11 protein-coding genes and 1 pseudogene are annotated in these 15678 nt (G+C 45.9%); 10 read left to right on the top strand and 2 right to left on the bottom strand.

The window, feature by feature from the left end:
• The first annotated feature begins 5 nt into the window (after positions 1–5).
• The 10 genes and pseudogenes from MSWHS_RS01910 (at position 6) to MSWHS_RS01960 (ending at position 12360) form a co-directional block, all read left to right on the top strand.
• The gene (locus MSWHS_RS01910) at positions 6–656 is read left to right on the top strand and encodes a B12-binding domain-containing protein (protein WP_048125544.1); all 651 of its coding nucleotides are present in this window, start codon (positions 6–8) and stop codon (positions 654–656) included.
• 598 nt (positions 657–1254) lie between these two features.
• Entirely contained in the window at positions 1255–2316 is a 1062-nt protein-coding gene (locus tag MSWHS_RS01915; RefSeq protein WP_197074005.1) for a DMT family transporter, read from the top strand.
• A 1-nt stretch (position 2317) separates the two neighbouring features.
• The gene (locus tag MSWHS_RS01920) at positions 2318–2614 is read left to right on the top strand and encodes a hypothetical protein (RefSeq protein WP_048125546.1); all 297 of its coding nucleotides are present in this window, start codon (positions 2318–2320) and stop codon (positions 2612–2614) included.
• An 18-nt stretch (positions 2615–2632) separates the two neighbouring features.
• Entirely contained in the window at positions 2633–2782 is a 150-nt protein-coding gene (locus MSWHS_RS20810) for a hypothetical protein (RefSeq protein ID WP_197074006.1), read from the top strand.
• 64 nt (positions 2783–2846) lie between these two features.
• Positions 2847–4250 (top strand): annotated as a pseudogene (mtbB, locus tag MSWHS_RS01925) ([dimethylamine--corrinoid protein] Co-methyltransferase).
• A gap of 610 nt (positions 4251–4860) precedes the next feature.
• The gene (purL, locus tag MSWHS_RS01940; RefSeq protein WP_048125551.1) at positions 4861–7008 is read left to right on the top strand and encodes a phosphoribosylformylglycinamidine synthase subunit PurL; all 2148 of its coding nucleotides are present in this window, start codon (positions 4861–4863) and stop codon (positions 7006–7008) included.
• Between the two features lie 204 nt (positions 7009–7212).
• Entirely contained in the window at positions 7213–8349 is a 1137-nt protein-coding gene (locus tag MSWHS_RS01945) for a glycoside hydrolase family 57 protein (RefSeq protein ID WP_048125553.1), read from the top strand.
• Complete coding sequence (locus tag MSWHS_RS01950) at positions 8346–9536, top strand: glycoside hydrolase family 57 protein (protein ID WP_048125555.1); 1191 nt, start codon at positions 8346–8348, stop codon at positions 9534–9536. The genes MSWHS_RS01945 and MSWHS_RS01950 overlap by 4 nt, the downstream gene beginning before the upstream one ends.
• Before the next feature lie 44 nt (positions 9537–9580).
• On the top strand, positions 9581–10387 hold the full coding sequence (locus MSWHS_RS01955; RefSeq protein WP_048158700.1) for a V4R domain-containing protein: 807 nt from the start codon (positions 9581–9583) through the stop codon (positions 10385–10387).
• Entirely contained in the window at positions 10384–12360 is a 1977-nt protein-coding gene (locus tag MSWHS_RS01960; protein ID WP_048125559.1) for a glycoside hydrolase family 15 protein, read from the top strand. The genes MSWHS_RS01955 and MSWHS_RS01960 overlap by 4 nt, the downstream gene beginning before the upstream one ends.
• 369 nt (positions 12361–12729) lie before the next feature.
• Here MSWHS_RS01960 and serS read toward each other — a convergent pair whose 3' ends face one another.
• Together serS and sppA are read right to left on the bottom strand one after the other, a co-directional pair.
• Positions 12730–13995: a serine--tRNA ligase gene (gene serS, locus MSWHS_RS01965; RefSeq protein WP_048125561.1), complete on the bottom strand. Its 1266-nt coding sequence runs from the start codon at positions 13993–13995 to the stop codon at positions 12730–12732.
• Positions 13996–14140: 145 nt separating this feature from the next.
• Positions 14141–15370, bottom strand: coding sequence for a signal peptide peptidase SppA (sppA, locus tag MSWHS_RS01970; protein WP_048125563.1), 1230 nt, complete (start codon positions 15368–15370; stop codon positions 14141–14143).
• Positions 15371–15678: the final 308 nt, after the last annotated feature.

A 15678-nucleotide genomic window follows, 5' to 3' on the forward strand; every position in this document is an offset into this window, starting at 1 on the left:
TAAAAATGGCAAGTACAGAAGCAATCATTGCAAAAGCAAAAAACGCAATCACCGATTTTGATGAAGAACTCGCAGCAGAAGTTGCAGAAGAAGCTCTTGCAGCAGGTGTTGACCCTGTAGAAATCATTGAGAAGGGCTTTACCGCAGGCATGATGGAAGTAGGAGATCAGTTTGAACAGGGTACTCTCTTCCTCCCCCATGTGCTTGCAGCCGCTGAGGCAATGAAGGCAGGTATTGATGTCATGAAGCCGGAAATGGAGAGGCGCAAATCCCAGACCAAGAACCTTGGAACTGTTGTCATCGGGACCATCGAAGGTGACATCCACTCCATCGGAAAGGATATAGTTGCCTCCATGCTCAACATTGCAGGCTTCGATGTTGTGGACCTTGGAAGAGACGTCCCAATCGGCACCTTTATTGAAAAAGTAAAGGAACTCAAACCCCAGATTGTAGCATCCTCCGCCCTTATGACCACCACCATGATCAACCAGATCCAGATTGAAGAACAGCTCAAAGAAGCAGGTGTTCGCGACCAGGTAAAGACCATGGTCGGTGGGGCCCCATGTACCCAGGACTGGGCAGATAAGATCGGTGCAGACATCTACGGAGAAAGTGCCACCGATGTTGTCAGCAAGGTAAAAGCAGCCTTACTCTAAAAAACTCAATACGCAGAAAATGCAGAAGATCTGATCTAATGCATTTTCTGCCCAATTTTATTTTGTACAGTTTTTGCGAAACCGATAGTTGAGGGTATCTACAAAAAAAATTCTGCAGATCGGTCATAACTCACGGGAATCAAGTATCCATAAAAAAGACTGAGCAGAAGCCTGTTCAATGTTATACTACGGCAATACTACGGCAGACTTCAAAGCTACTGATAATTGTTTAAATATGGCAACTCAAAGCAATTAAAAAACCTGAAAACTGCAGTTAAAACGGAATAAAAACGGAATAAAAACGGAATAAAAAACGGAATAAAAAACGGAATAAAAAACGGAATAAAAAACGGAATAAAAAACGGAATAAAAAACGGAATAAAAAACGGAATAAAAAACGGAATAATATCCCGATTATTAACTGTAGCAGTATGACTTGAGTAAGCCGAAAAGTAGTCTTTAAATTAAATTTCAAAGTTAATCTAATTCCCTGAGATGTAAATGCCCCCATAAAGGGTTCGCAAGCTGTGCTTTCAGGCTGTGGAATAGGGCTGGGACGGACTCATGCCTTGAGGGAATTCCGCAGTGCTTTTGAAAAATGGAGGGATTTTTCGTGGATTTAAAATCTTTAAAAAAACAGGAAAGCAAAAGAAAAATCAGTAAAGGGTACATGTGGGCTCTTTTCTGTGCTGTATTCTGGGGTATCTGGTACCTTCCAGGGACCGTTGTGTGGGTGCTTAACCCATTCGATGAGATGTACAGCGCTATTGCCGAAACCGGAGGAGACGGTACAGCTCTTATTATAACTGCCGTTCTGATTACGGCCTTTAATGCACTTACGGTCATGCTAGCGCTTATGCTCTGGAATGGGGTTCTTGGTAAATACGGGGAACTCGGTAGGACCCTTAAGGAATTCCATCCGTGTTCCAAGTGGTTCTTCCTCGCCTCGATTTTCGGAGGTCCTATGGCAATTCTCGGTTCATTCATTGCTATGGGCTTTATAGGCGGAGCATTTGCAGCTGTTGCGGCTCTTCTTTACCCTGTGGTGGGCTCGATTCTTGCTTACTACTGGTACGGGGAAAAGATCTCCAAGAGAGCGGCAATCGGTATAGGAGTCATCATTGTAGGAGGCATCACGATCTTCGGAGGCGGGCTTCTGACTGAGCTTTCCTCAGGCAACGTTCAGTGGATCGGATACCTTGGAGGTTTGATGGCTGCTGCCGGCTGGGGAATTGAAGGTGCAATTGCAGGAAAAGGTCTCGACATTTCCGAGCCTGACGTGGGGTTGACCCTCAGGTTTGTAGGAGAAAACATTATCTGGTGGATCGTTCTTGTTCCGTTGCTCGCACTTTTCGGTTACCCGATGTATTCCTTTGCACTCCAGGCTTTTGAACCCATGACTCTGCTGGTTCTGATTTTCGCAGGGATCACTTTTGGTTTCTGTTATGTCTGCTGGTACAAGTCCTTCCCACTTATCGGAGTTGGGAGAGGCCAGGGTATCGGAAACCTCTATGGGCTATTTGCTATCATCTTCATTTTCCTCTTCTTCGGAGATGTTCCGCAGTGGACTATCCTTGTCGGAGGCACTCTTTGTGTTATTGGTAGTTTCGTTATGTTTACGGAAGACACAAGTGAACTTGAAACCCTGAGAGGTGAGTGATATGAGCGGAAACCGTCCTATCAAATTCAGGATTCTGGAGATTTTACTGGATGAGAAAGAACGATGGAACTATGAAATCGTTTCAAAAGTCCAGGAAGAGTATAGCATGCAGGGAGCTTACAACCGGGACAGCATTAACTTTGACATCATTGAACTGGCGTCAGGCGGGATGCTGAAGGATGTAGAGCAAAAAGTCGATGAGGGTGGTATCTACAAAAAAGGTTTCCTCCTGCACAAATACGTGATCACCGACTTCGGAAAGGCTCGTGGCTCTGATGCCTGCCTGAGATATGTGTAATCTTAATGGAGGTTAAGCATGGTACAAACAGCAGCTGCAATGGAAGCTTACAATGCCTACTGGGCAAACTCCTTCATCCCTTCCGCAGAGATCATGTGGATGGTTCTGATCCTGGTTCTGGCGGTAATTGCCCTCTGGCAGGCAAGGACTTTCGTGTCCAGGTTCTGAACCCCAATAGAATACAGCTTTCCAGATCTAATTATATTGAATAAATAATATAAATGGTGAAAAAATGGCAACTGAATATGCTTTGAGGATGGGAGACGGGAAACGTGTCTTCCTTACCAAAGAAAAGATTGTTGAGGAGATTGAGGCAGGCACGGCTAACGCCGCTGACCTCGGTGAGATTCCTGTCCTCAGTGCTGATGAACTTGAAAAGCTTGCAGAAATCCTGATGATGCCCGGAAAGGCAGTCAGTGTCGAGCAGGGCATGGAAGTTCCTGTGACCCACGATATCGGTACCCTCAGGCTTGACGGGGACCAGGGCAACAGTGGTGTTGGTATTCCTTCCAGCCGGCTTGTCGGCTGCATGATGCACGAGAGAGCCTTTGGTGCAGACACCATGGAACTCGGGCACATCGATTACAGCTACAAACCTGTAAAACCTGTAATCTCAAACGAGTGTCAGACCATGGAAACCTGCCAGCAGAACATGATCGTGCCGCTCTTTTACGGGGCAATGCCGAACATGGGCCTGTATTATACTCCCGATGGTCCCTTCGAAAACCCGGGAGACCTGATGAAGGCTTTCAAGATTCAGGAAGCCTGGGACTCCATGGAACACGCCGCAGAACACCTCACAAGGGACACCGTGTGGGTTATGCAGAAACTCTTTGCCTCCGGGGCAGACGGGATCAACTTTGACACAACCGGTGCAGCCGGGGACGCAGACATGTACGGGACCCTCCACGCTATCGAAGCTCTCAGGAAAGAATTCCCAAACATGTACATCGAAGCCGGGATGGCAGGAGAAATGGTGCTCGGGATGCACGGCAACCTGCAGTATGACGGCGTAACCCTTGCAGGGCTCTGGCCACACCAGCAGGCTCCTCTTATCGCAAAAGCAGGTGCAAACGTCTTCGGTCCAGTGTGCAACACTAACACCAGCATGACCTCAGCCTGGAACCTGGCTCGCTCCGTGACCTTCATGAAGGCAGCTGTTGAAGTCTCCACCATCCCCTGTCACGTTGACATGGGTATGGGTGTCGGCGGAATCCCTATGCTTGAGACTCCTCCAATCGATGCCGTTACAAGGGCAAGCAAGGCAATGGTCGAAATTGCCGGCGTTGACGGCATATAGATCGGGGTCGGCGACCCAATGGGTATGCCGATTTCCCACATAATGGCTTCCGGTATGACAGGTATGAGAGCAGCCGGTGACCTCGTTGCAAGGATGCAGTTCTCAAAGAACATGCGCATAGGAGAGGCAAAAGAGTATGTGGCAAAGAAGCTGAATGTCGACACAATGGACCTCTCAGATGAATATGTCATGAGAGAACTCCGTGAAGAACTCGATATTGGCGTCATTACCTCAGTCCCAGGTGCTGCAAAGGGAATTGCTGCAAAAATGAATATCGAGAAGTTGCTCGATGTTAAGATCAACTCCTGCGATCTCTTCAGGAAACAGATTGCTTAAGATGGATCGGTTCAGGCTTTGGCCTGTCCCTTCCTCCATGTAATGGAAAACCGGCAGGAAGCAAAATACGTGATCAGACCACCAAAAATGTTTCAATATCTCCGGAAAACCGCTCTGGAAATTTTATTTCCTGATCCGTGTTCCGGAGATAAATCCCTGCCGCCTTTTCCATTTTGTTTTTTTGGAATTTTATTATAATCTCTATTTTTCTTTCATGCAATTCTTAATTCCTGCTTTCGGCATGTGATGTTTAATTGGTGAAGAGTACTTTCATTTGTTTGTGCCTGTTATTCGAAGAATTTCATGTGCGTTTTATGGAGACGCCTCCTTCAGTGCTTGCCTGGAAAAACTTCCCTCTTCATAAAAATGTTCTGACATGCTCCCGCAGCTCAAAGGGCTGACAGCTTCTTATGGCTGACAGCTCCTTATTTTGCAGAACCTTTTTTTCCCTAGCTTAAAGAAATATTTATCTAATCCCTGTCCCTTTATGTCCGCATAGTCTATTAACGCTACATTAATGCTACATTGAAACACCTGATATTTCAGGAAAATTACAAGAGAAACTAAAGCTTTGGCATCCAAATGAGGCTTAAGAATCAGAGGCAAGGCAATGTTACCTGATGAAGACCTGAAGATTATTAAAAAAGAACTTGGGAGAGAGCCTACCCTGGTAGAGCAGGGCTGTTTTTTAAATCTGTGGAGTGAACACTGTTCCTACCGCTCAAGCGCCCCTCTCCTGAAAACCTTCACGACCACGGGCGAAAACGTCCTAATCGGTCCCGGAGACGATGCTGCAATTATTAAATTCGAAGATGGATATGTGCTTGCCATAGGCATGGAAAGCCACAACCACCCCTCATACGTGGACCCCTACAACGGGGCAGCTACCGGTGTTGGAGGGATCGTAAGAGACATAATTTCCATGGGGGCCCGTCCGATCGCCCTCATGGATCCTCTTTACTTCGGGTCTCTTGACACCCCGAAAAACCTCTTCCTTTTCGAGCAGATAATTAAAGGAATTGCAGGGTATGGGAACTGCATAGGGGTGCCCGTTGTCAACGGCGAGACCTTTTTTGACAGGGAATACAGCGGAAACCCACTGGTAAATGTGGTTGCAGTCGGGCTTTGCCGGGAAGAAGAAGTAATAACCGCCCGTTCCCAGAAAGCCGGAAATAAGCTTGTGCTCGCAGGTTCCAGAACAGGAAAAGACGGGCTTGGGGGGGCATCCTTTGCCTCCAGAGACCTTTCCGAATCTGCCGAAGCGGAAGATCGCCCAAGTGTCCAGGTGGGAGACCCCTATACCGAAAAGCTCGTCATAGAAATGACTCTTGAAGCCATGAAAAAGGGATATGTAAAGTCCTGTAAAGACCTTGGTGCTGCAGGGCTTGGAGGAGCAAGCTCGGAACTGGCTTCAAAGGGAGGGCTGGGAGCACACATTATTGCAGATGCGGTTCCGCAGCGTGAACCCAACATGAACGCATATGAAATCCTGCTTGCCGAGTCCCAGGAGCGCATGCTCTTTGAAATAGCTCCTGAAGATGTCGATGCAGTACTTGCCCTGGTCCAGAAGTATGACCTGAATGGAGCTGTGGTCGGATACCTTACAGAAGAACCCATGTATACCGTTGAGTTCAAAGGGGAAATCGTTGCCGACATTCCAATTGGTTTTCTTACAGGAGGAGCCGCTACCTGTGAGAAGCCCTCAGAAGCTCGCCCTCTAAGGGAAGAAGGCAAGAAACCGGAAGCTCCGGAAGACTTAAAAGCGGCTTTTCTGACGGTTCTGTCCTCTTATAACATTGCCTCAAAGGAATGGATCTACAGGCAGTATGACCATGAGGTTCAGTTAAGGACCGTTGTCAAGCCTGGAGAAGACTCCGGAGTGCTCAGGATTACCGATAAAAAAGGGATTGCACTTACCTGCGGCTGCCAGCCCAGAGCCACCCTTCTTGACCCCTACACAGGAGGAAAGACCGCAATTATCGAAAACGCCATGAATCTTGCAGTAAAGGGTGCGGAAAGCCTGGCTATTGTAAACTGCCTTAACTTTGGAAATCCATATCGCCCTGAAACCTACTGGCAATTCAAAAACGCCGTACTCGGGCTTGGAGATGAAGCCAGACGTTTTTCAATTCCGGTAGTAGGAGGGAACGTTTCTCTCTATAACGAAAGTGATGAGTTCAAGACTGCAGTACCTCCCACTCCCTCGATAGGAATGATAGGGAAAGTGGATCTTGAAACTCCTCTGCCCTCAAGTTTCTTTACGAAGGAAGGAGACAGCATTATCCTTGTAGGGGAGACCACGCCTGAAATGGGCGGCTCCGAATACTATGCCTGCATAGGGTCTGAAAATGCCGGAAAGGTCCCCGCAGTCCCTGAGAACACCCCTGGCATTATACATGCCATAATCGAAGCTGTTAAAAGCGGAAAACTGAGTTCTGCACATGACCTTTCTCTTGGAGGGATCGGTGCAGGGCTTGCAAAGATGTGCAGAAATCTGGGCGGAAAAGTAGATCTCAGTGAAGCTGCAGGAAATACGCAGGCAGAAGAGTTCCTGTTCTCAGAAACTCCCGCAAGGGCACTGCTTGCAACACCCGAGCCTGAAGCTGTACAGGAAATTCTTAAAGGCGTGCCCCATGCAGTAATCGGCAAAGTGGGAGGCGAGAACCTTGAAATCAAAGGCAAGAATTTCGAAGTTTCTCTCTCCTTAAAAGAAATTGCAGAAGCTTACGGCAGCCTTACCAGATTCATGATGGGATGATCACTTCATCCCCTCTTTTTCCCGAATGCTCCAACCCCGCGCGGCGCAGGGAGGGAAATCCTAAAAATTACCTCCGGGTTTTGGAGTAGATCCCCCAATTAATCAGGAATCAGCTTCTTTGAGTATGATCAATAATTCTTTATTAGGGAAAAGGCTGAAAGAAACAATAGTTTTTAGTAGGTTTCCGCACAAGAGTATTTCGTTATGAAAGCCGTGTGCATGTGTGTGGGAGTGCATTTGCCTTACAGTCCCAAGTGGTATTGGCCCGTACAGGGGTTTTCCGGAGTTCCTGAAATGGATCGGTATTTTGACCGAAACCAAATTTTTTCAAGGCTCTTAAACACAGGCAGAGAACTTCTGCGCCTTAATGATCTTTTTCTGGAATCCATTGAAAGGGGGGGAAGCTACACCTTTGACCTTTCAGGGCCTTTCCTGGAACAGTGCAGGTGGGACCCAGAACTTATTGAATCTTTCAGGGAACTTGCGGAGTGCAGAAAGGCAGAGTTTACAGGAAGCTGTTTTTATCATTCTCTGAGTGCCCTTTATCCCGATCTCTCCTGGTTTAGAGAGGAAGTAACGAGTCACAGGGAACTGCTCAGGGAACTGTTAGGGGTAAACCCTGAGACTTTCGTGAACACGGAACTTCTATACACGGAAAGGGTGGAAAGTATACTTACAGATCTGGGTTTCAGGTGCCTTATTGCCGAAGGGTCACGAAACATTCTGGATGGATATGATCCCATCCGCGTTTTTGAAAACCACCTTCCGACTCTTCTCAGGCACATAAACCTGAGTGAAGACCTTGAACTGCGTTTCTCTGAAAAAAATTGGGAAGGTTATCCTCTGATTCCGGATAAGTTTGCAGACTGGATTGCAAGCATGGAAGGGGATGTCCTGACCCTTTATTTAAATTATACAAGCCTCTGCCTTCACCACAGGAGTAAGAGCATGATAGCCGATTTTATACGGGTTTTTCCGGAAGCTCTGAAGAGCCGGGGCATTGAAATGATCACACCTTCGGATGCAGTAAGCAGGTTCAGTCCTGTGAGACTTCCTACTCTTGGGACTGAACAGACAATCCGTTACGGAATGCATAACGCTGTCGGAAACCATGCACAGCAGCTCTACCTGAGGGAGCTGGTAAGGGTAGGGGAAGAACTTGCAGAAATTAAAGAAAAAAAGAACTATCAAAAGCTGAAGCAGGTTTTCGGTTATCTCCAGCAGAGTGAAATTCTTTTTTCTATGAATACGGGAAACGTCCGTGAAGGGTCTGAAAGAGCTGTGAATTACTATTCCATTCTCTCGGATTTAAGAAGAGCCGTTCTGGAGGAAGGGGCATGACCTCTCTTTGTATGTACTTTCAGGTACATCAGCCTTTCAGGCTGCGCAGGTTCTGGCCTGATGACAGGGCTGGCTTTTTCCGCTATTTTGATGAAAGAAGCAACAGGGAGATTTTTGAAAGAGTAACTCATAAATGTTACCTCCCTGCAAATAGGGCTCTCCTGGACTCCCTCGACGAGCATAAAGGAGAGTTCAGATTTTCCCTGTCGATTACTGGTACACTGCTTGAACAATGCGAACTCTGGGGAAAAGAGGTACTTGAGAGTTTCCGGCAGATGGCGGAAACAGGAGCAGTAGAGTTTCTGGACGAGACATGTTATCATTCTCTCTCAAGCCTTTTTGACGACAAAACAGAGTTTATTGAAGAAGTAAAGGAACACCGAAAAATGGTTTTCGACCTCCTTGGGGTCAAACCTCAGGTATTCCGAAACACCGAACTTCTTTACAATAACACCATAGCAAAGATTGCTTCCGAGCTTGGGTACAAAGCGATCCTTACAGAAGGAGCAGACCATATGCTTGACGGGAGGTCTCCCAACGTACTCTACATGGCAAAAGGTTCAGGCCTGCCCATTCTTTTCAGGAACTACAAGCTGAGCGACGATATAGGGTACCGTTTTTCGGCAAGGTGGTGGGAAGGATATCCACTTACTGCGGAAAAATGGGCGTCGTGGGCTTCAGGGGTTAAGGAGGACTGCGTCAATATTTTTATGGACTACGAGACTTTTGGAGAGCACCAGTGGGAAGAAACCGGAATTTTTAAATTCCTGGAAAGACTGCCTGCAGAAGTCCTCAAAAATGGAATGGAATTCAGCACTCCTGTAGAGATTGCCAGAAAATATTCCCCTGTAGCCGAGATCGATATTGGAGACTTTTCAACTATTTCCTGGGCTGATATGGAACGTGATACCAGTGCGTGGCTTGGAAACGACATGCAAAGGCGTTGTTTTGAGGAAATAAAATTGCTTGAGCCTTTTGTGAGAAAAACAGGAGACCCCGAAATCCTGCGTATATGGAAGCACCTGTTGACTTCGGACCACTATTACTATATGTGTACCAAGTGGCTCGGGGATGGAGATGTGCATTCTTATTTCAGTGTCCACTCCACACCTTTCGAGGCAGCAGTAAACTTTATGGCAGTACTTATGGACTTCAAGGCTCGTGTATTCAGGAGCTTAATGCAATAACTTAATGAAATGCACGCATATATATTCATGGGAGTTTGAGTCACATGGTTAGAGACTTATGCATGTTTGCAGGGTTTAATGAAGATTTGCAGATTGTATGGTTCAAGGTTACCTATTCTAAAGAGCCTGGCTCTTTATCCTTAATAACTGATTTTCTTGAAAAAGAGAACGCATTCATTATGTTCGGGCACCTTGATAACATTACACAGGAGACAGGAGAGTATTCAATATTTGCAGAGTTTAAGAAAGATGTGGATATAGAGAATCTTGTCCGAAAGATAGGGGAACTTGAAGTTGTAAATTCAGTGGAATATGGGGTTTCAGAATTCGGGATGATATACTCTGTTGATTTCCCCCTGAATGTTATAGGAGCCAGGGGAGTTATGGCAAGGGCACTCACAATTGTCGATATCATCAAAACCCTCAACCAGAGTGTGCCACACGCAGAAGGGCTTCTTACCCTATCCGGACTGCGAGGGGGAAGTCATGCCGCAAAATATTTTAAGAGTATCATGCCTATTAATAACAGTAACTTCGCGAGTATGATTGCAGAGTTATTCAGAGCTGTAGGATGGGGAATACTGGAAATCGAATGCAATCCCGAAACCTATGAAGGAAAGATCATTGTTAAAGACTCGTTTATAGCCGATGTTTATGGAGCTTCGGACCAGCCAGTCTGTGCCTTCATGAGCGGCTACCTTGCGGGTTGCCTGACCGAATATTTCGGTAAGAACATAAGTGTGAGGGAAGTCAGCTGTAAAGCCACAGGAAAGAATGTCTGCGAACATATAATCTCTCTGGCGCCCTCCGGTGGAAATCAGGAACACCAGCTAAGAGGGGACCCCCGGTGATCAAACAACCTAATGTCATTCTCGGAAATGATGAACTGCTTGTGACAATGGGCAGAAAGGGAGATATTTTAGGCTTATTTTATCCCCGTAGAGACCATGCCCAGCACGTAGATGAATCTCTCGCCTGTATTCATACAGGGGAAAGGCTTTTCTGGACAAATGATAACGATTGGCACTCTATTCAGAACTATATCGAAGATACCAATATCGTATCTACAAAACTCTACCATGACTCCGGGATAAGGATCTCGATTCTTGACCTTGTGCATCCTGAAGTGCCTGTCCTTATCCGCAGGTTTAAGGTTCAGTCCCAGCAAAAAATGTCAGGAAAATTCTTCTACTATTCAAATTTGAACGTAGGGGAAACTTCCAAGAAAAACTCAGGATTTTGCGATACGGAAGCTCGCTTGCTTGCACAATACTGGCAAAATTACTATATAGGAATCTATGCCCTGCCGGAGTTTACGGAATGGCAGATCGGAAAGGCTATGGACACCATATGGTGGACAAATTCTAAATACGATATGGAAGACGGAAAGCTGCAGCGGAATAAGGAAGATATCGGAAATATCAACAACGCTGTTGGCTGGGACCTTGAACTGGAAGCTGACGGAGCAAATGAATTTGTCATCTTTATAGGGGCTGCATCTTCCCGGAGCCTCCTGTATAAGAGAATGCATGAGTTATCCAAACTACCCCTGGAACACATCTTTGAAAAGACACGGGAATACTGGGTGATGTGGCTAGCAAAAAAATACGTGCTCAAGATGCCCGGACTTGAAGGACATAATAATCTGCGCCAGGAGTTATTCAATGCATATAACCGGGCTCTTCTCATGCTTTATCTCTTGAACGACCGTGAACACGGGTCCTTTGTGGCTGCTCCGGAGTTCGATTCCAATTTTGAGAAATGCGGTGGATATGGGTTTTGCTGGAACAGGGATACCTCGGAGGTCGTGCTTGCTCTCAAGCATTCTGGATATCCAGATTATTGTGACAGATTTTTCAAGTGGTGTATCCGGACCCAGCTCCCCAATGGTTCATGGTTCCAGCGTTACTGGCTCAATGGAGACATAGCTCCTTCCTGGGGAAATTTTGACTATTCAACCCAGATAGATGAGACCGGATCCACACTTCATGCCATGGATGTATATTACAGGATTCTCGAAGGCCTCAAAAAGGTTGAGTTTCTGGAAGAAGTCTGGGTCTCCGTGCTCAGAGCTGCCGAATACCTGATGAAAAGGACCAAGTCCGGACTGCATGAAAGCTGTATGGACCTCTGGGAGACTTATTACGGAGTTTTCACCTACACTAATGCCTCGATCTATGCAGGGCTCATGGGCGCTTCCCACCTTGCAGAAGAAAACGGCGAGTCTGGCATGGCAAGACGCTGGAAGAAAAGGGCTGAGTTCATCAAGCGGGCTACAATTGACCGTTTCTGGCTTCAGGAAGGTTACTTTGCAAAAGGAATCATCAATGAGAAACTGGACAAAACCATTGATGCAAGCGTCCTTGGGGCCTATATACCCTTTGGAATGCTCTCCCCGAAAGACCCTGTGGAAAGGGATATGATTCTTTTCCTGATCGAAAATATCCAGAAAAAGCTCTCAATTCCTATCAATGCGGGTAATGGAATCAAACGTTACGAAAATGACAGTTACATCGATGGAAATCCCTGGATAATAACCACCCTCTGGCTTTCGGAGGCTATGTTTGCTTTTGTCCTCGATCTCCCCAATGGAAAAGAGGGGCCGTATGCCGAAGATTTGAAAAAATTGACCAATGAAGGAATTAAATGTCTGAGATGGGCTCTGGCCGGAGCAACAAGCACAGGACTTCTCCCTGAACAGGTGGACAAGTCTACAGGAAAACCAGCCTGGGCGATCCCTCTTGGCTGGAGCGGTTCTCTCATGCTTGACAATATCCTTCTCCTTGATAAAATTTGCAGAAGAAATGCAGGAAATCATGAATAAGACCTGATAGTCAACTACCCCTGAGCTAAACTCAGAAGCTTGTCTAACTAGCTCTGGTTGACCAGATCACCGATTAGGAGCAACAGATAATCGACAAACGATCGTAATGAATACATAGTTACCCTTGAATGTCGCTTAATTTCTTTAGACAAGCAAGGATTTGCCCGGAAGGGCTTTCCTCAAAGTAATTGACGAGCTGCCGGCTTTCTCATTTTATTTTTTTTTCTCTGAATCGAGAAGCAATCTTGAGAGGCACGCCTGCTCATATACAAAACTCCTTGCACGTCCTGTGTTTCCTCCAGTTCTGTGGTCCTGTCAATTGTGCCATAGAGTTTTTGAAGTAATCCACAGAATCAAATTTACTGATTTTCAAATTTTGCTGATTTCTTTGGCTCCTCCCAGATACGGTCTGAGAACTTCCGGAATCTCCACACTTCCATCCTCACGCTGGTAGTTCTCCAGTATCGCAACGACGGTCCTGCCGACAGCAAGTCCTGAACCGTTAAGCGTGTGGACGAACTGCGGGCCTTCAGGGGTTCTGAAACGGATGTTTGCTCTCCTGGCCTGGAAGTTCTCGAAGTTCGAGCACGAGGATATCTCCCGGTACTTTTTCTGTGCGGGTACCCATACCTCGATGTCGTAAGTCTTGGCTGCTGAGAATCCAAGGTCACCAGTGCAAAGGCTTACGACGCGATACGGTATTTTCAGGAGTTTGAGAATCTCCTCAGCATCGAGGGTGAGTTTTTCCAGTTCTTCATAAGATGTTTCCGGTTTCACGAACTTGACAAGTTCAACCTTATTGAACTGGTGCTGGCGGATGATGCCTCTTGTATCTTGACCATGTTTTCCCGCCTCACGCCTGAAGCAGGCGGTATACGCTGTAAGGAATACCGGCAGATTTTCCATATACTCGTCCATGAAGAGGTTGGTCACCGGGACTTCTGCGGTAGGTGCAAGATAATAGCCGTCAGCGCTGCATACATACATGTCATCTTTGAACTTTGGCAACTGCCCAGTGCCGGTCATGGCTTTTTCATTGATAAGCACAGGTGGGAAAACTTCGAGATAACCCTGGTCTGTGTGTACATCAAGCATGAAGTTTATGAGCGCTCTTTCAAGCTTCGCACCCATGCCTTTATAGACTGTAAAGCCCTGACCTGCTATCTTTGCTCCTCTCTCAAAGTCAAGTATATCCAGTGCCTCCCCTATCTCCCAGTGAGGCTTTGGAGTGAAAGTAAATTCTCTCGGTTCTCCAACTACCCTTAAGACCGGATTGTCATTCTCATCCTTGCCTACAGGCGTCATCTCAGATGGGATATTGGGGATGCTGAGCATTATCTCATTTATCTTTGATTTATATTCTCGTATCTTCTCATCAATTTCTTTAATACGATTATTGATGCCCTGCATCTCATTTATTTTGGATACAGTGTCCTTCTTTTCCTTCTTAAGCTGCGCTATCTCGCGGGTGACCACATTGCGTTTATGCTTCAGGCTATCGCCCTCGGCGCTACATTTCCTCCAGGCCACGTCATATTCAAGAAGGCTATCTATAAGCTCGGTGCCCATATTCCTGTTAATAAGGGCACGCCCAACTATGTCGGGGTTATTACGTACAAATTTGAGTTCCAGCATGTTAAGCCCGAGATATCCTGCATGTTAGCTAATATATATTTTGCTATTTTCAGGCTGTAAGCCTGTTCTAAAAAACAGAAAAAAACCGAAAACTGAATAAATAAAAAAATATTACGGAATAAAGGAAAGAGAGGAAGTCCAGGAATTAGCTCATATAGGCGAGAATCTTGCCGTAGGGGCTTTTCTCAAAATAATTGACAAATTGACTGGTGTCCTCTCCGGAATTGCCAGAATCCGAACCGAGAAGTAAACTTGAAAGGCTTGCCCTGTTCATATACACAACCCTTGGTTCACCCTGTATATTCCCCATTTCTGCAGCCTTATCAATTGCATCATAGAGGTTTCCAAAGTCGTCCACAAGCCCAAGCTCTTTTGCTCTGGATCCAGTATATATGCGCCCGTCAGCAAGCTTTTTTACTTCACTCCGTTTCATATTACGCCCTTCTGCAATCTGGGTTACAAAGTTTTCATAGCTCTCCATGACAACGCTATCAGCGTATTCTTTTTCTTCGTCCGTAAGCCCTCTTGAGGACCCTCCCATATCTTTGAATTCTCCTGACTTTGAAATGTAATAATCTATACCTTCCTTTTCGTAGTAAGAAGACTTATTCTCAAAGGTCCAGATAACTCCAATAGATCCCGTATTTGTGGAGGGATTTGCAAATATGTAATCTGCTGGTGCAGAGATATAATAGGCAGCGCTGGCTCCCAGGTCTCCCATGGAAACAATAACTGGGACACCCTGTTCCTGGGCTTTCTTGATCTCTATTGATATTTCCTGAGCGGCTGCGGGAGACCCTCCTCCACTATTTATCCTGAGTACGATTGCCTTGACGTTTTCATCCGCTACAGCAGAGTGAATGTTTTCTGAAATTTCTTCCGAAGTTGCATAGCCGAGCCCTGCAGGAACATTTCCAGTGAGCATGGTGCCCTGCACATAAATTACTGCTATCTCTTCGGAAGCCCCAAAATTTCCTCCGAAGCCGAGCCCGTAGAAGATAGCAGCCATACTGATTATAATGACAGTAACCAGAGCCAGTAAGACTACAACGTAGGACGTGTCACTGCGTTTCTTTTTCTGTAGGGAAGGAGAAGAGCCTGAATTCATGCTTAAACTCTCTTTTTCAATAATTTTATTATCCGGGTCCCGGGGAGAAAGTTCCTGAGAATCCGTTTTTTCCGCCGCCTTTCTTTCAGGAGTAGCATCGGAATTTGATGAATTTACCTTAATAGTACTTTCTGAAATACCCCCTTCAGGGATAATAGTCTCTTTTTTATTGGAAGCACTACTTCTCGAAAGGTCGTCTCCAGATGCCTCTCCTGGACTCGTGTTTTTTGAATCCATACCTTCTGAGTTTACATTTTCATCATTCATATTTTACAGGACCGCATCTCGTGTTTTTTGAATCCATACCTTCTGAGTTTACATTTTCATCATTCATATTTTACAGGACCACATTTCTTGGATTTGTTTCTTTAATTTCCAGTCTATGCTTTTTCACTGCTGAAAACTCCATTTAAGAGGTCAGACAAATTCTCCTGGTCGGGAAATTATCAGAAATATATTTTAAGAAGCCTGCAAATAAAAGGATCTTAAGAAGAATTCAACCCTGCAAGTAAAAGGATCAATTCAACAGATCTGAATTGTCAGAGCAACTATTTATGTTTCTCTACATTCCACCC

The organism is Methanosarcina sp. WWM596 (genome assembly GCF_000969965.1).
Classification (GTDB): Archaea; Halobacteriota; Methanosarcinia; order Methanosarcinales; family Methanosarcinaceae; genus Methanosarcina.